Here is a 17,559-nt window from a genome sequence, read left to right on the forward strand (position 1 = left end):
GGTTCATATTCGTCAACGGAGATAGCACATGGCCAAGATGGTTCACTCGATGATCCGCGTGTTGAATGAGGAGCGCTCGGTCGCTTTCTACAACAGCGCATTTGGGCTTGAGGTTGCGGAACGACTCGACTTTCCCACCTTCACGCTTGTCTACCTGTCCAATGCGGAAACGGGGTTCGAGCTTGAGCTGACGATCAACAAGGACCGCCAGGAGCCTTACGAACTCGGCCAGGGATATGGCCATCTGGCGGTGACGGTAGAGGACGTCAGTGCGGAGCATGCACGCTTTGTCGAGGCGGGGTTGAATCCACGCAAGCTGGTCGACTTCGCTCCCGCGGGCGAGGTCATTGCGCGCTTTTTCTTCGTGCAGGACCCGGATGGATACGAGATCGAGGTCCTGCAGCGTGCGGGGCGCTACGTCTAGATCGAGCATGGGCGGAAGGCCCGGCAGCAGCGCCGGGCCTGGACCATGGAACGTCGGCGATCAGCGCGCTTGTGCGTGATATTCCGGGTTCGGTCGCATATCGACGGCTGCTGCGACACGGTTCGACATATTGAAGAAAGCTGCGGTCGAGGCGATATCCCAGATGTCGCGGTCGCTGAAGCCGACTTCCCTCAACGTCTCGCGATCGCTTTCCTCGATCACGTCGGGGCGCTCCGTCAAAAGCACGGCAAAGTCCAGCATCGCTTTCTGCTTCGGCGTGAGATCGGCGGCGCGATAATTCATGACCATTTGTTCGCCAAGCTCTGGGCTACCTGACAATTGCCTGACCGCGGCTCCGTGTGCAGTGAGGCAGTAGTAACAATGGTTCACTGACGAGACGGCGACCGCGATCATCTCGCGCTCCAGTTTGCTCAATCCGGAATCGCCGAGCATCAGGTCGTTATACATCTCCGTGAACGCGCGCAGCTTTTTCTCGTTGAAGGCGTAGGCCTTCAGAACGTTGGGCACCATTCCCAGTTTTTCCTGGCACTTGTCGAAATAGGCCCTTGTGGCGTCGGAAAGCTCACCTTCCTGCTCAAGCACCAATGCTGTCGGTTGTTGTGTCATTGCTCATCTCCAATCGTCGTTGTGAGCATAACGCAAGCAATCCTTGCGTCCAGATTGCTGCTTCCAGGATGAATGGGTCAGGCAGGACGTGCACCTCAATTGACTGTCTCGAAAAAGTGCAAGGGTCTGTTAGACTGGGAGAATCTGACTGGACTTTGGAAGGACGGCACATGGCCACGGGTATTGGTATTTCGACATCGTCGCAGGATGCGGCTGATGTGAAAAAAGTTGCGTCCTTTTTTACGAAGCGGGCTCCGGCCGAAGATCTTGTCCATTACGCCCCCGATGTTATGCAGCGTTCGGCGGCTTTGGCCCTGCGGGCGCTGAAGCAGCATCGTCGCGGCACTGCACTTGTTTCGATCGATCATGATCCTCTTTTGCAGCGCGCGGGAAAGGCCGTTACGGCGATCACGATCGTCAATGACAACATGCCTTTTCTCTTCGATTCCATCACCGGAGAGATCAGCGATGCGGTTGGAGAAGCATCTCTTGTTTTGCATCCGGTTTTGCTTGTCCGACACGATGAAAACGGCGTGGTCGAACTGATCGGTGAAAGCGTGCCTGGTGAGGGCGAAGCCAACGCGGACAAGATCAGCCTCATCCATGTTCATGTTGGCCGCCTGGGTGAACAGGCGGTGGAGGCATTGAAGGCTCGGCTTCAGAGCGTGGTGGCCCAGGTTCGAGCGGCGGTATCCGACTGGAAGCCGATGCTCGCACGGCTTGACGGGGCAATTCAGGATCTGCGCACCAAACCCGTGCCGTTCGACGAAAAGACCATCACCGAGGCAGTTGCGTTCCTCGACTGGCTTCGCGACGACAATTTCACATTTCTTGGCATGCGTGAATTCAGATATGTCGGTGGCGAGGAAACTGGCGGACTGGAGCGAGCGGACAAGCCAGGTATTGGAATTCTCGCAGATGCCAACGTGCGTGTTTTACGGCGGGACAACGAGCCAGGAGTGGCGACGAGCCCAGAGTTGAGAGCGTTTCTGCATGGGCCGGACCTCTTGCTCGTCACCAAGGCAAACGCCAAGTCGGTGGTGCACCGTCGGATCTATCTGGACTATATCGGCGTCAAGACTTTTGATGATGCAGGACAGCTGACAGGCGAACTGCGGATCGTCGGGCTGTTCACTATGACAGCCTACACCGAGTCGGTGATGGAGATTCCGTATCTTCGATCGAAGGTGGAGGCGGTGTTCGCGACCTCCGGTTTTGATCCGCATGACCACTCCGGCAAGGCGCTGATCAATGTGCTGGAATCTTATCCCCGGGATGAGTTGTTCCAGATCAGCGTACCGACCTTGCGCAAGCACGCTGAAGCGATTCTCGCTCTTGGTGAGCGCCCACGGGTGCGTGCCCTTGTACGCGTCGACCAGTTCGACCGTTTCGTGTCGGTGATCGTGTTCGTGCCAAAGGACAATTACGATTCAGTCGTGCGCGAGAAAATCGGTGTCTATCTGAAGCAGATATTCGACGGTCGTTTGTCGGCTTACTACCCGGCATATCCCGAAGGCTCACTTGCACGGGTGCATTTCATCATTGGCCGCTCCGGTGGTCCGACGCCCAAAGTCGATGTCAGCGAGATCGAGACCAATTTGCGCGCGCTTGTGCGCACATGGGAAGATGAGTTGCGCGAGGCGGCGGCGGATGCGCAGGCGAGCGGGGCTCTGGTCGCGATCGCCAGTCGTTTGCCCAAGAGCTATCAGAACTCGTTTACGCCGCAGACCGGGCTTGCCGATGCCGGGAATATTGTCACCATCGGCTCCACAAATCCGATTGCTGTGGACTTCTATTTCGATGCGGGCCAGGACGGCACCTCCGCTTCACTGAAGATCTACCATTATGGCGAGCCGGTGGCTCTTTCCCGGCGGGTGCCGCTTCTGGAAAATATGGGTTTCAAGGTGATCAGCGAGCGCACCTTCGAGATTCCAGGTCTGGACGAGAACGGCTCCGTGTTCATCCATGACATGGAACTGGAAAGCGGCCTTGGAAAACCAATCGACCTGTCTGACGGCGGCGCGCTGGTACGGGACGTTTTCCTGTCGATATGGAGAGGCGAAACGGACAACGACGGGTATGCTGCTCTGGTCCAAAGTGCGTTTCTGCGCCCGCAGGAAATTCAGCTCTTGCGGGCCTATGGTCGCTATCTGCAGCAGGCTGGTATCCCGCAGAGTCAGGATTTCATTGCCGGGGTTCTGAACAAGCACGCCATGATCGCGCGTGCGCTGTTCGACCTGTTCGCAGCGCGTTTTGATCCCGCGATGACGGAGGACGATGCGGTCACGGCACGTCATATCAAGGCTTCGATCAAGGATGCGCTGGATGGTGTGCCCAATCTCGATGAGGACACCATATTGCGGCGCTTCGAAAACCTGATCGAAGCGACATTGCGAACCAACTACTATGCCGTGTCCGCTGAAGAGCCGCGTTCGCTCGCGCTCAAGTTTGAGTCGCACGCAATCAGCTGGCTTCCCGAGCCGCGTCCTTGGCGCGAGATTTTCGTCTATGGCCCGCAGGTTGAAGGCGTTCATCTACGCTTTGGCGCGGTGGCGCGCGGCGGACTGCGCTGGTCGGACCGGGCGCAAGACTACCGCACCGAAGTGCTCGGCCTCGTGAAAGCGCAGCAGGTCAAGAATGCCGTGATCGTACCGGTCGGGGCGAAGGGGGGCTTCTTTCCACGACGCTTGCCGCCAGGTGGGGGGCGTGCTGAGATTTTCGAGGCTGGTCGCGCGGCCTATATCAATTTCATATCGTCCATGCTCTCGATCACCGATAATCTTGACGGTGACAGGGTCCTGCACCCGGCCGATGTGAAGCGGCATGATGGCGATGATCCATATTTCGTCGTCGCTGCCGACAAAGGCACGGCAACCTTCTCCGACACGGCCAACGCGATCAGCCAGCGCCACGATTTCTGGCTGGACGATGCTTTCGCATCGGGCGGTTCGGCGGGCTATGACCACAAGAAGATGGCAATCACGGCGCGCGGCGCGTGGGAGGCGGTAAAGCGCCACTTCCGTGAGATGAACCGCGACATCATGCGCGAGCCGTTTACCGTGGTCGGCGTCGGTGACATGTCGGGAGACGTGTTTGGCAATGGCATGCTGCTGTCGCCCTGCATCCGCCTTGTCGCTGCTTTTGATCACCGGGACATCTTCATCGACCCGACCCCCAATGAGGTGACGACATTTGCCGAGCGCAAGCGCCTGTTCGACAATCCGCAGCTCACCTGGCAGGATTTCGACAAGGAGCTTCTTTCCGAAGGCGGCATGGTCGTATCGCGTGCGGCCAAATCCATCACGCTTTCGGCGCAGGCAGCTGCGGCGATCGGACTTTCAGAGCTGACCGTGTCACCTGCGCAAATCATGAGCGCCATCCTCAAGGCCCCCGTCGACCTGTTGTGGTTCGGCGGTATCGGCACCTATGTGCGCGGTGTAGGCGAAGCCAATGCCGACGTTGGCGATCGGGCTAATGACGCGATCCGCATTACGGGTCGACAGATCCGGGCAAAGGTGGTCGGCGAAGGTGCAAATCTGGGCATGACCCAGCGTGGACGCATCGACTATGGCCTTTCGGGAGGTCATGGCAACTCCGATGCAATCGACAATTCGGCTGGCGTGAATTCGTCCGACATCGAGGTCAACATCAAGATCGCATTGGCCGGAGCGATGCGCAGAGGAGCGCTCACGCGGCTATCGCGGGATCACCTGCTGGCCGATATGACCGAGGAAGTTGCAAAACTCGTTCTGCAAAACAACTATCTGCAGACACTCGCTATTTCGATGACGCATCGGCGCGGTGCGAAGGCGATGGCTCAACAGGAGCGCTTGATGCAGGCGCTGGAGAGCAGGGGCCTGCTCGACCGTGTGGTGGAAGTTCTGCCATCCAGCGCGGAAATGAAGGAGCGGGAGGCTCGCGACGAAGCTCTCACACGACCGGAAATCGCGGTCCTGATGGCCTATGCCAAGCTGGTGCTGTTCGATGACCTGATCGCCAGCCAATTGCCGGACGATCCGCATCTGGAAGCGGATTTGATGGCATATTTCCCAAGCGAGATGACGAGCTCCTACGCAGACGACATTCGTCAGCATCGCCTGCGGCGCGAAATTATCGCAACCATGCTGGCAAATGACGTCATCAATCGTGGCGGCCCGACATTCATCAATAGAATGCAGGACTTGACCGGCCGGACCGCTGGCGACGTGGTCGCTGCGTTCGTCGTGGTACGTGAAGGCTATGATCTGCCGGATCTCTATCGCAAGATCGACGCGCTCGACGGTGTTGTTTCAGGCGATCTGCAACTCGAGCTTTATGGCATCATCGATTCGCTGATTGTTTCCGTGACCTTGTGGTTTTTGAAAAATGACAGCGCAGGCAACTCATTAGACCATCGCATTGAAGCCTTGCGCAGCGCGCGCGCAGCGTTGGAGCCAAAACTGCGATCCATGTTGCCGGACCAGACCCAGCAACAACTTGCTGAACAAGCTCTTGAGCTGCTCGAGGCGGGCACCCCGGAAGAGCTTGCAAGAGAGCTTGCTTTCCTGTCGGTCGCCGAGCTCGTCCCCGATATCGCTCGGGTTGCGGAAGTCGCAAATACAGACCCGGTCGAGGCCGCAGGCGCATTCTTTGCTGTGAGCGAGACGTTCAGGATGGGACGCATTTTCGATGCGGCGCGCGCTATCACTCCATCCGATTACTACGATGGGCTGGCCTTGGCCCGAGCAAATGCGATGCTCGACGCGGCGCGACGGGGAGTTGCGGTGGCAGCGCTTGCCAGACATGGTGGCGACGCGGATCCTGTCCAGTCGTGGGTGAGCGCAGGCGGTGATCGTGTCGCTCGCGTGCGCCAGCAGTTGCAGGCCTTGACGGAGGGAGGCGATATCAGTGTGTCACGCCTCACCGTTGCGTCAGGACTGATGAATGATCTGAGCTGACAAGATTTTGTTTGTCTTCCGGTGTCAGGCGGCTTCTGCGTCATCCGCCTGACATGCATTCGGTGCTTCCTGAGCCAGATGAGTTCGGCTACGCTTTGGTCGAGCCGCTATTGGAGCGGGACTGGCCGGGGGACGGGCAATGCAGGAAGAGACACAGCGGCCGTCGGTATCACGACGCGGCATCTGGGGATGGATGCTGTTCGATTGGGCGGCGCAGCCGTTCTTTACGGTCGTCACGACATTCATCTTTGGCCCCTACTTTGTGTCGCGGATGGCAAGCGACCCCGCTACCGGGCAGGCGGCATGGGGGTATGGAATCGCAGCTGCCGGGGTGGTGATCGCGGTGCTGTCGCCGATACTTGGTGCGATCGCCGACCGCGCCGGATCACGCAAGCCGTGGCTGGTAGCTTTTGCCGCAGTGAAGATCGTATCGCTTTGTCTGCTCTGGCTCGCGGAGCCGGGCAGCTCACTTGTCCTGGTGCTGGCGTTCTTCTGCCTGGCCTCGGTCGCGGCTGAGTTTTCCATCGTGTTCAACGATTCGATGATGCCGCGCCTGATGTCGAAGGCCGACATCGGCCGCTACTCCAATATCGCCTGGGGGCTGGGCTATCTTGGCGGGATGATCGTGCTGATCTTCGTGGTCACGATGCTCGCCGCGTCGCCCGAAACTGGCAAGACACTGATCGGGGTCGATCCGCTTTTCGGGCTCGATCCGGCCAAAGGCGAGGATGCGCGTGCAACCGGTCCTTTGTCGGCCCTGTGGTATCTGATCTTCATCCTGCCTATGCTGATATTCACTCCCGATGCCCGCAAGGCGCTCCCGCTGCGCGATGCGATCAAGGCGGGGTTGGGCGACATCCGCCATACGATCACAGAGGCGCGCCGACGTGCCGGGATCGTTCGCTTTCTAGTGGCGCGGATGATCTATCAGGATGGCGTCAACGCACTGCTTGCCCTCGGCGGCGCATTCGCGGCAGCGTTGTTCGCCTGGTCGATCACCGAGATCGGCATCTTTGGCATCATCCTGAATGTCGTCGCGGTGCCAGGATGTTTGCTGGCCAGTCGTTTTGACACCGCATTTGGCTCCAAGAGGGTGGTTCTGGTCTCGCTGGTCATGTTGTGCATCGCGACCGTCGGCATCGTCTCGACCGGACCCGGCTTCACCCTGTTTGGAATTGTATCGTTGCCATTGGACGACAGTGGCGGACTTTTCGGGACCGCCGCCGAGAAGGCCTACATTCTTTACGGGCTTCTGATCGGGCTGGCGTTCGGGCCGGTACAGGCATCGTCACGGTCGTATCTGGCGCGGAGTGTGTCGGTCGATGAGGCTGGTCGTTATTTCGGGCTCTACGCATTCTCGGGCAGAGCGACCAGCTTCCTTGCGCCCTTCCTTGTCGCGACCGTGACCGCAGTCAGCGGGTCGCCACGTCTCGGCATCGCGGTCATCATCCTGTTTCTGCTCGGGGGGCTGCTCGTTCTCTTGAAAACGCCCTATCCGGCAGACATGCCGGCTGATGAGCAGACGGTTTGATAGCAGCACGAAAAGACAGGGCCAGCCGAACGACTGGCCCTGTCAGGGACATTTGTGACACGCTCAGTGTCTGAAGTGCCGCGTTCCGGTGAACACCATCGCAATGCCATGTTCGTCGGCTGCCGCGATGACTTCATCATCACGCATCGAGCCGCCCGGCTGGATCACCGCAGTTGCACCTGCTTCGACCGCTGCGAGAAGACCGTCGGCGAAGGGGAAGAAGGCGTCGGACGCCACCACGGAGCCCATGGTCAGGGGTTCGCCGAGGCCGGCGGCCTCCATTGCATCCAGTGCCTTGCGCGCGGCAATGCGCGAGGAATCCACGCGGCTCATCTGCCCGGCACCAATGCCCACCGTGGCAAGGTCACGTGCATAGACGATGGCGTTCGACTTGACGTGCTTTGCAACCCGGAAAGCAAATGCAAGGTCAGCCATCTCCTTGTCTGATGGCGCACGCTTGGTGACCACACGCAGGTCGAGATCGTCAACGATGGAATTGTCGCGTGACTGCACAAGCATTCCGCCCGCCACAGATTTCACCATCATTCCGGTGGCGCGTGGGTCCGGCAGTCCGCCGGTCACCAAGAGCCGAAGGTTCTTCTTCGCAGCTACAATTGCGGCGGCCTCCGGCGAGGCGTCCGGCGCGATGATCACTTCGGTGAACGTCTTGACGATCTCTTCGGCAGCTTCCGCATCAAGCAGGCCGTTGAGCGCGATGATACCACCGAAGGCCGAAACCGGATCGCAGGCGAGTGCTGAAAGATAGGCTTCTTTCAACGTTGCGCCTTCAGCGACCCCACAGGGGTTGGCGTGCTTGATGATCGCAACTGCCGCAGTGCGTGCCGGATCAAACTCGGCAACGAGTTCAAAGGCGGCGTCCGTGTCGTTGACGTTGTTGTAGGAAAGCTGCTTGCCTTGCAACTGCCGTGCGGTGGCGACGCCGGGGCGCTTGTCGCCATTGACGTAGAAGCCTGCTTTCTGATGCGGGTTTTCACCATAGCGCATCACTGTTTCGAGCTTGCCTCCGAATGCGCGCCAGGTTGGATCCTGCAGTTCAAGTGCATCGGCAAACCAGCCGGAAATAGCGGCGTCGTAGGCGGCTGTCCTGGCGTACGCCTTCGCCGCGAGTTCCTGGCGGAAACGGTATGGCGTTGCACCGTCATTTGCCGACAGCGTTTCGATCAGGCGCGGATAGTCGGCCGGATCGGTGACGGTCGTGACATAGGCATGGTTCTTCGCCGAGGCCCGAACCATGGCGGGGCCACCAATGTCGATGTTTTCGACGATTGCGGCATAGTCGCCACCTGCGGCGCGCACTTCCTCGAACGGATAGAGGTTGATGATTGCAATATCGATTGCGCCGATATTGTGCGCCTCCATGGCTGCGACATGCTCTGCGTCGTCGCGAATGGCCAGCAGGCCGCCGTGGATCGAGGGATGAAGCGTCTTGACCCGACCGTCCATGATCTCCGGAAAGCCGGTAATGTCGGACACGTCTTTGACCGGGATACCGGCCTGCGCGATGGTCTTGGCGGTGCCGCCGGTCGACACCAGCTCAACACCAGCTTCCACAAGTGCCCTCGCCAGGTCGAGGAGGCCGGTCTTGTCGGAAACCGACAGGAGCGCACGACGCGCTTTCACAAAATTCGGGGCGGGAACGTTTTTCGAGGCGACGGCCATGGCGCGGGCTCCATCTGCGGCTGGGAAGAAAGGCCGGGGCCTAACACAGCTCTGCCGGAATGGAAACGCTGCATGGCGTGAAGTTGATCACAGACGCAGTAATCGCCAGTGGATCTCGGGATGTTCGGATCCTCTGTAGGACAGCACGAGTTGCTGCGACCGGCGGGGGCCGCCGAGGCCCGCGAAGAAAAGCGACTCCTCCACCGAGGCGTGCATCTCCTCGCATGAGAACTCCCAGCTTTCTCCTGCAGGTGATTGGAGGATGATGTCGTGCCGGCTGTTTTCAAATAGCGCGATGTCGGGATGAAGATGGAAACGCACGACGACCTGGTCGCGCCCGTTTGCAGGCGCAACCTCCCCACCCTTGCGAAAAATGCGGTCGATGCCTTCCAGCATTGCCCCGCCAGCGCTCAGCATGAGCTCTCGCTCGTGGTAAAGGCCGAAACGTGGGACGTAACCGTCGTGCTGCGCCACGAACGACTGGATGCCCTCAGAGTCCATGCGCTGGCACGGGACATCCCGGGGTCCGTTGATCAATGGGGCTCCAAGCAGCCGGGCAAAGCGGCGAGGCAACGTAAAACGCGCCGACGAGGTGTCGTTGAGCGTCAGTGTCGAATGAGCAGCAGTTGACCGGGAAAGGGGGCGGAAGTCATCGGCGCCATAGGTGTCGACGCCACAATTGACGATGAAGTGGCTGCGCCCGGATGACATTTCGAACGACAGGCATCCCGCCTGCGAACCATGCGACACCTCTGCGGAAGGCGCGCGTCCCGTATCGGCAATAATTGTCGTCGGGCCCATTGAAAGCCGCTCGTACCCGGAGTGCGGCGCATGCAGCAACGGCGCGCCCACCGTATCGTCGTGATGCAGGATCGCAGCAATGCGGTCATGGCTGGTCGCGCCCATGCCGTTGAAGCGAGCCAACGTGCCGTCCTGGTGACGGAAAAAGCGCAGCGCCGGAAGCATTCTTTCGACCGCACCGATCAGCGCGGCCGGTGGCGTTTCGGCCTGGTTGGAATAGGTGTGACGCAGCGGCAGAAGGTCTGCCAGAAGTTCGAGTACAGCTTCGGGGTTGCGCGAAATGTGGCCGCCATCGGCGAGGATCTGCTGCTCCAGCTCGAGTGACAAGTGCTTTGACGCGGCGCGCAAAGCGCTTGGGGAAGCCGGGAGCGACAATGCTGCGAAAGCAAGGGCGATCTTGGCCCGCAATCTGTCTTCACCATCGGGCAATTCCGGTGTCATGGCACGCAGATACCGAATCTGGATCGACAGCGATTTCAGGAATGCGCGGTAGAAAGGGAACTCCGCTCCCTGCAACACGACACCGGAATGTTGCAGCCAGGCTATGACGCGGCGTGCGGTGACAGCGGGCTCCCACGCAACGCCACCGATCTTGCGGCCGTGCAGATTGATCCAGTCACCGACGAGCGCTCTGGCATTGGCCGATGCCAGCTCCGTGCCGGCCGCACGCATATGCCGAAGCCATCGAAACCCGTGCAGCGCAGAAATCCATGCCGGGTTCGTGGTGCCCGTCAGGAACGGTGAGTCGCCGTTAGTGTCCACCATGAAGCCAGCAAAGGGAAAGCGACCATGATAGATTTCGTGAGCGATCTGCGGGTCTGCCAGTCGCAGATCCGGTGGCGCGATAAGAACGCGTTCGGGTGTTCGACCGGTAAAGCGCCAGCGATAAAGCGGGCCGACACGCAGGCGCTGCCGGGCACGGCGCCAGAATGTGGCGGCGACAAGTGCCCATATCTGCGCGGAGTCGCCCCTCGCGATACTCACTCCAATGACCTCCGAATCGCCACCGCGGCAGCGGCAATAGTGCAAGAACTTAGCGCATGATTGCGAAAAGCGAGAACGCGTTTTCGGCTCGCTCCAGGGTTGGCCGTCGATCGTGAAGCTGGGTCATTCCGGGCTTGCCCGTACACGAGAAACGCATGTCTGTTTTTGGTCAGCTCAAGTGATTCGACCGGGTCGGACTGCTCTAGGCCATTCCTGAATCCTTGCGAAGGACAAATCGGCTTTGTCAGGGCTTATCCACGCCGCAGCATACGTGCTGCATAGAAGCCATCCAATCCGGAAGCTTCGGGCGAGCCCATATCCATCCCGGCCGGTGTAGTGCGAATAGCGCCATGCTCCGTCAGGTAGGGGGCGGCGAATGGAAGCTCTGCGGACACTATCGGGAGCGGCGCGATCTCAGGGTTGCTGGCAAGAAAAGCGGAATAAAGTGCTTCGCCTTCTTCCGGATCAAGCGAGCAGTTGGAAAAGACGAGAACACCTCCCGGCTTCAGGAGCTTGACCGCCTGGGCAAGCATTCGCGCCTGAACGCTTGCAAGCTTTGCGACATCTTGCGGCCCCTTGGTCCACAGAACGTCCGGATGCCGCCGCACCGTGCCGGTCGATGAGCATGGCGCGTCGAGCAGAACGGCATCGAAAAGTACGTCCGGCGCGTAGTCCATCAGATCACCGACGACGATCTCAGCCTCAAGCTGGAGGCGTGAAAGATTTGCCCTCAGGCGCTTTGCCCGATTGGGCGAAAGTTCGAGCGCAGTGACGTGTCCACCGGCATGTGCGAGTTGGGCGGTCTTGCCGCCGGGCGCTGCACAAAGGTCCGCGACGCGCTTTCCCGAAAGGTCGCCAAACATCTGTGCCGGTATAGCAGCTGCCGCATCCTGTACCCACCATTCGCCTTCCTCAAAGCCGGGAAGCGAGGCGATGGGCCCGTCGATGCTGGTCAATCTTACGCTGCCGTTGAGCAGTACGATGCCACCGAGTTTTTCGGCCCATTCTGCCGGCTCGCTCTTGACCGTCAGGTCGATGGGAGCCTCGATGCGGTGGGCAGCGCGGATCGCAGCGGCGTGCTCTTCGCCATAGGCGGCGACGAGGCGGCTTTCAAACCATTCCGGCGTGTCGCTTGTCTGGGCAAGTGCTGCGGGAAGCGCACGTTCCTTCCGCCGCGTGATTTCTCTCAGAACTGCATTCACCATGCCGGCAAAGCGGACAGTGCGAGGGTCGCTTTTTGCCTGCGTTACCGCGATGTCGACCGCCGCGGAATCCGGCACGTCGAGAAAAAGGATCTGCGCGGCCGCGACGTGAAGAATGTGTGAAAGCGCGTGCGCATTGGCGGGCAGGGGGCGGTCCAGTCGTGCTGAGATCAGTGCCTGGATCGTGCCGCGAAATCTCAGCGCGGTGGTGAGGATCGCGCGCACGAGCGCACGGTCGCGCATGTCGAGCGCGCGGAATTGTGGGTGGCCGTTGTCGTGGTCGGTGAGCCCATCGAGCGATGTCTTCGCGTCGATCACTGCCGCCAGAAGCCGGCTTGCAGCTTTGCGCGCAGCAAGGCCGGGAATATCCGCATCGGCGTCAAAGGTTGGTCGGGTATTGGTCTTGCGCCGATGTGCTGTTTTCAAGATCTGCCTCTCCGAGGCCCAGTAGGATTGCGCCCCCAGGGATTCTGTTGTGGTTTTTCCGGCTCAGACGAGGGTGCAGGATTTCCACCCCATGGGCCAGATTGCGTTGGCGTCTCGCGCCGGGGATCGGGTTGAACCGGAGGACGAGCACGTGCCTGCGGCTCAGGTGAGGCCGAGGGGCGATCTGCGCCCATTCGACCGCCGAACTCCTGCGCCATCTTTTGCAAGGCTGCAATGCGGTTTTCGGTATTTGGATGGGTTGAGAACAGATTATCCATCCGCTCGCCGGACAGAGGGTTGATGATGAACATATGCGCTGTCGCCGGCGCACGCTCGGCATCAGGGTTATGAATCTGCTGGGCACCTCGAGCAATCTTGTTGAGTGCCGAGGCGAGCCACATCGGATTGCCGCAGATTTCAGCACCGCGTCGATCCGCTGCATATTCGCGCGTCCGGCTGATCGCCATCTGAACGATCATTGCGGCTATCGGCGCGACGAGGACCGCCACGAGAACGCCAATCGCGCCAAGTGGATTGTTGTTCTCGCGATTTCCACCCATGAAGAACGCAAAATTGCCCAGCATTGAAATGGCGCCGGCGATCGTTGCGGTGATTGTCATTGTCAGCGTGTCGCGATTCTGGACATGCGCCAGCTCGTGCGCCATCACGGCTGCGACTTCTTCGGCGGAAAGGCTTCTCAACAGCCCGGTCGTCGCCGCGACGGCCGCGTTTTGTGGATTTCGGCCCGTGGCAAAGGCGTTCGGCTGGGGATTGTCGATCACGTAAACCTTGGGCATTGGCAGTTGGGCGCGTGCAGCCAGTTCGCGCACGATGGCAAAATATTCAGGCGCGGTGCGCTCATCGACTTCAACGGCATTGTGCATGCGCAACACCATCTTGTCGGCGTTCCAGTAGCTGAACAGGTTCATGCCGGCGGCGATGACAAAGGCAATCAACATTCCGCTTTCGCCGCCGATCAGATATCCCACCCCCATGAAAAGGGCGGTCATCAGGGCGAGAAGCATTGCCGTGCGGATGATGTTCATCCATCGAACTCCCGTATCTCGAATGCTGCCTCTACCGGGTCGAAACTGTCCGGCGAACCTTCTATATGATGGGCAGCGCCCAAAAGAAATTCAATGTATCGAACGAGGTTCCCATGACCGATGAGGTTGTTACCCAGGCAGGCAAGGAAGCTGGCCAGGACAGCGCTCCCCGCGTCCTGTCGCCGGCCGCCCAGCGCGCCCTGGCGGAAGCTGAAGCGCGCCGGGCAGAGGCAATCGCGCGCGCGGCGGCTGTGCCCAAAGAAATTGGTGGGCGCGGTGGCCACGACCCGGCACGCTATGGCGATTGGGAAGTCAAAGGTGTCGCCAGCGATTTCTAAGCGGATCATACCGCGCTGTTTTCGACTGCAGTATTGATACAGAAGCGATGGTTCCTGTTAGGTTTTTCTAAACCCTAGCCAAAGGAAATAGTCGCTGTTTTCCCTGTTTTAATCGTTATCGCGTTCTTTTTCTTGGCGCGGGTCAAGCAATGGCCCGTTCTGTGCGTGGTTCCGAGCAGAAAGTTCGGAGTGTACCAAATGGAGAACGCCATGGGGGTGGCCACATCACTCGCCCGATTGACGGCGCGGTTCCTGCGTCATCGACGAGGCAATTTCGGCATGATCGCCGCGATCATCGCGCCTGTTCTGCTGCTGGCGGTCGGATATGGAGTGAATAGTGCGCAAGTCGCATTGACCAGATCCAATCTGCTTGCCGCGTTGGACGCGGCAGTGACCTCGACCGCGCGCGATCTGACCACCGGGACGATTACCGAGAAAGATGCGCCAAAGGTTGTTGAGGCTTTTCTGATCGCCAATGGACTGCGCGGCTTTGCTGAAGAGGGCCGTCTGACTCTCGACAGCCTCGCGATTGATCGGCTGGAGGGCACGGTCACGGCACAAGCCAGCGTTGAGCTTGATGTTGCGTTCGCCTTGTTTGGCGCAGCAAACCGACAGAAGGTTACTGCCGGCTCGGCTGCCATCTACTCTGCCAAGAAGGTCGAGGTGGCGATGATGCTGGATCTGACCGGGTCGATGAAGAAATCTGGATCCACGGACAAGCTCGGCGATCTGCAGCGAGCCGCCAGATCTGCGGTTTCGACGTTGCTGGGCAAACAGGATCCTGACAAGCCGCGTGTTCGTATCGCGCTTATTCCCTATGCCAACTCTGTCAATGTCGGTAGCTTGGCGCCACAGTCTGTCTATGTTGAACAAAAGGTTGGCGATCGTGGAAAGGTCGTTTCAAACGTCGATCCGAAAAACGTAACGACCAACAACCGTCCGGACAATTGCGCCACAGAGCGTGTCGGTACGCGCCGATACGAAGATGTTGGTCCGGAAGTACAAATGGTCAATCGGGACTTTTTTCTGACCGAGTTTTCGGACGGTAAGGCGGGATATACGGCCAGTGTAAGATGTCCGGTGGCTGCCTTGGTTCCGCTGACCTCAGATCGTACCAAGTTGAACAGTACGATCAATGCATTTGTCGCTGATGGCGGCACAGGCGGCCATATGGGCATCCAATGGGCGTGGTACATGCTGTCAGACAAGTGGAAGAATGTCGTTGGTGCGGCTGCCGCGCCCGGTCCTTACAAGGAGCAGGACATTGCCAAATATGCGATCCTTATGACTGACGGCGAGTTCAACCTGGGTTTTCTAGGCGCTACAACGGCGAATGGAGCTTATGGAACTGCCGCGGCTAATCGATCGATCCCGCACGCAAAACGTTTGTGCGAGGAAATGCGCAAGGCGGGGATCGAGATCTTTACTGTCGGGTTCTATCTGCCCAATGCGGCGGCACGGGACGTTATGTCCTCCTGTGCCTCATCGCCGCGATATTTTTTCGATACCGCTAATGGCAATGAACTGAACGCCGCCTTCGTGGCGATTGCGCGCAACATTGAAAAGCTCGCACTGACGAAGTGATTTGGGTTTGCAATGGTAAAGGGCCGGTCTCGCAACCAGCCCTTTTTTATTCAGTCCTTGGCGCGGCTAAGCGTTGCGTTATGTGCGCTTGTTCTGGCGATGTTCGACGAGGTCGTCGACGACGGTGGGGTCGGCGAGGGTTGAGGTGTCACCGAGCGCGCCGAAATCGTCCTCGGCGATCTTGCGCAGGATGCGGCGCATGATCTTGCCCGAGCGGGTTTTCGGCAGGCCGGGCGCGAACTGCAACAGGTCAGGCGTGGCGATCGGGCCGATCTCCTGGCGCACATGCGCAATCAGCTCCTTGCGCAGCGCGTCGCTTGGCTCCTCGCCCTCCATCAGCGTGACATAGCAATAAATGCCCTGCCCCTTGATGTCGTGCGGATAGCCGACGACGGCGGCTTCCGACACCTTGTCATGCGCCACCAGCGCCGATTCGACTTCCGCCGTGCCCATCCGGTGCCCGGAGACGTTGAGCACGTCATCGACGCGGCCGGTGATCCAGTAATAGCCATCCTCATCGCGCCGGCAGCCATCGCCGGAAAAGTAGAGGCCCGGATAGGTAGCGAAATAGGTCTCGATGAAGCGCTTGTGATCGCCATAGACGGTGCGCATCATGCCGGGCCAAGGTTCGGCGATACACAGATTGCCATCGGCAACGCCGTCGAGCACCTTGCCGTCATTGTCGACCAGCACCGGCTCGACGCCGAAGAATGGCCGTGTCGCCGAGCCCGGTTTCAGGTCGGTCGCGCCGGGCAGTGGCGAGATCAGGATGCCGCCATTTTCGGTCTGCCACCAGGTGTCGACAATCGGGATCTTCTTGTCGCCGACCTTGTCGAAATACCATTCCCAGGCTTCCGGATTGATCGGCTCGCCGACCGAACCGAGCAGCTTCAGGCTCTGGCGTGACGACCGCTTGACCCACTCCTCGCCCGCGCCCATCAGCGCGCGGATAGCGGTCGGGGCGGTGTAGAAGATGTTGACCTTGTGCTTGTCGACGACATCCCAGAACCGGCCGGCATCGGGATAGTTCGGCACGCCCTCGAACATCAGCGTCGTCGCGCCATTGGCGAGCGGGCCATAGACGATGTAGCTGTGGCCGGTGACCCAGCCCACATCCGCGGTGCACCAGTAGATGTCGCCATCATGGTAGTCGAAGACATATTGATGCGTCATCGACGCATAGACGAGATAGCCGCCGGTGGTGTGCAGCACCCCCTTCGGCTTGCCGGTCGAGCCGGAGGTGTAAAGGATGAACAGCGGGTCTTCCGCATTCATCTTTTCGGGTTCGCACACAGGTTCGACCGCGCGCACTTCGGCATGATACCAAAGATCGCGCCCCTCGACCCAGCCGATCTTGCCGCCGGTGCGGCGCACCACCAGCACATTCCTGACCGTGATGCCGTCACGGGCGGCAATGTCGACGGCCTTGTCGGCATTGACCTTAAGCGGAATTCCCTTGCCGCCGCGCAGGCCTTCATCGGCAGTGATGACGAAGGTGGATTTGCAATCGACGATCCGTCCGGCGAGCGCGTCGGGCGAAAAGCCGCCAAACACGATCGAATGGACCGCGCCGATGCGGGTGCAGGCCAGCATCGCATAGGCAGCTTCAGGGATCATCGGCATGTAGATGGTGACACGGTCGCCCTTCTTGACGCCGTGCTTCTTCATCACATTGGCAAGCCGGCAGACATGCTCGTGCAGCTCTCTATAGGTGATCTTCTTGTCGTCGAACGGATTGTCGCCTTCCCAGATGATCGCGGTCTGGTTGCCGCGCTTTTCCAGATGACGGTCGATGCAATTGTAGGAAACGTTGGTCTCGCCGTCCTCGAACCATTTGATCGAGACATCACCCTCAAACGAGGCGTTCTTCACCTTGGTGTAAGGCTTGAACCAGTCGATCCGCTTGCCATGCTCACCCCAGAACGCATCCGGATCGGCAACACTTGCTGCATACCAATTCAGATACGTCTCGTTGTCGA

The 17,559-nt window shown here is 59.6% G+C and carries 11 protein-coding genes; 5 read left to right on the plus strand and 6 right to left on the minus strand.

Going from position 1 to position 17,559, the window contains the following annotated elements:
• The first annotated feature begins 28 nt into the window (after nucleotides 1-28).
• The gene (locus BMZ42_RS12305; protein WP_091522777.1) at nucleotides 29-424 is read left to right on the plus strand and encodes a VOC family protein; all 396 of its coding nucleotides are present in this window, start codon (nucleotides 29-31) and stop codon (nucleotides 422-424) included.
• A 60-nt stretch (nucleotides 425-484) separates the two neighbouring features.
• Here the strand turns inward: BMZ42_RS12305 and BMZ42_RS12310 are convergent, their stop codons facing one another.
• Nucleotides 485-1,051: a peroxidase-related enzyme gene (locus BMZ42_RS12310; RefSeq protein WP_091522780.1), complete on the minus strand. Its 567-nt coding sequence runs from the start codon at nucleotides 1,049-1,051 to the stop codon at nucleotides 485-487.
• 170 nt (nucleotides 1,052-1,221) lie between these two features.
• Here BMZ42_RS12310 and BMZ42_RS12315 point away from each other — a divergent pair, with 170 nt between their 5' ends.
• Both BMZ42_RS12315 and BMZ42_RS12320 read left to right on the plus strand, forming a co-directional pair.
• Nucleotides 1,222-5,988: an NAD-glutamate dehydrogenase gene (locus BMZ42_RS12315; protein ID WP_091522783.1), complete on the plus strand. Its 4,767-nt coding sequence runs from the start codon at nucleotides 1,222-1,224 to the stop codon at nucleotides 5,986-5,988.
• 139 nt (nucleotides 5,989-6,127) lie between these two features.
• Nucleotides 6,128-7,519, plus strand: a complete 1,392-nt coding sequence (locus BMZ42_RS12320) for an MFS transporter (protein WP_091522785.1) — start codon at nucleotides 6,128-6,130, stop codon at nucleotides 7,517-7,519.
• 63 nt (nucleotides 7,520-7,582) lie between these two features.
• On the opposite strand, the gene purH is transcribed toward BMZ42_RS12320, so the two are convergent.
• From purH to htpX, 4 genes are all read right to left on the minus strand, one after another.
• On the minus strand, nucleotides 7,583-9,199 hold the full coding sequence (gene purH / locus BMZ42_RS12325; protein WP_091522788.1) for a bifunctional phosphoribosylaminoimidazolecarboxamide formyltransferase/IMP cyclohydrolase: 1,617 nt from the start codon (nucleotides 9,197-9,199) through the stop codon (nucleotides 7,583-7,585).
• 87 nt (nucleotides 9,200-9,286) lie between these two features.
• The gene (locus BMZ42_RS12330) at nucleotides 9,287-10,984 is read right to left on the minus strand and encodes a heparinase II/III family protein (RefSeq protein ID WP_091522789.1); all 1,698 of its coding nucleotides are present in this window, start codon (nucleotides 10,982-10,984) and stop codon (nucleotides 9,287-9,289) included.
• 251 nt (nucleotides 10,985-11,235) lie between these two features.
• On the minus strand, nucleotides 11,236-12,612 hold the full coding sequence (locus BMZ42_RS12335) for an RsmB/NOP family class I SAM-dependent RNA methyltransferase (protein WP_420492466.1): 1,377 nt from the start codon (nucleotides 12,610-12,612) through the stop codon (nucleotides 11,236-11,238).
• On the minus strand, nucleotides 12,609-13,658 hold the full coding sequence (gene htpX, locus BMZ42_RS12340) for a zinc metalloprotease HtpX (RefSeq protein ID WP_091522794.1): 1,050 nt from the start codon (nucleotides 13,656-13,658) through the stop codon (nucleotides 12,609-12,611). The genes BMZ42_RS12335 and htpX overlap by 4 nt, the downstream gene beginning before the upstream one ends.
• 113 nt (nucleotides 13,659-13,771) lie before the next feature.
• Between htpX and BMZ42_RS12345 the strand changes: the two genes are divergently transcribed.
• Nucleotides 13,772-13,996, plus strand: coding sequence for a DUF1674 domain-containing protein (locus tag BMZ42_RS12345; protein ID WP_091522831.1), 225 nt, complete (start codon nucleotides 13,772-13,774; stop codon nucleotides 13,994-13,996).
• Between the two features lie 210 nt (nucleotides 13,997-14,206).
• Nucleotides 14,207-15,580 carry a TadE/TadG family type IV pilus assembly protein gene (locus tag BMZ42_RS12350; protein ID WP_091522796.1) on the plus strand — a complete coding sequence of 458 codons (1,374 nt, stop codon included), beginning with the start codon at nucleotides 14,207-14,209 and terminating at the stop codon, nucleotides 15,578-15,580.
• Nucleotides 15,581-15,658: 78 nt separating this feature from the next.
• Here the strand turns inward: BMZ42_RS12350 and acs are convergent.
• The coding region (gene acs / locus BMZ42_RS12355; protein WP_091522798.1) for an acetate--CoA ligase at nucleotides 15,659-17,559 on the minus strand (1,901 nt) is incomplete at its 5' end.

This window comes from Aquamicrobium aerolatum DSM 21857 (assembly GCF_900113935.1).
Classification (GTDB): Bacteria; Pseudomonadota; Alphaproteobacteria; order Rhizobiales; family Rhizobiaceae; genus Aerobium; species Aerobium aerolatum.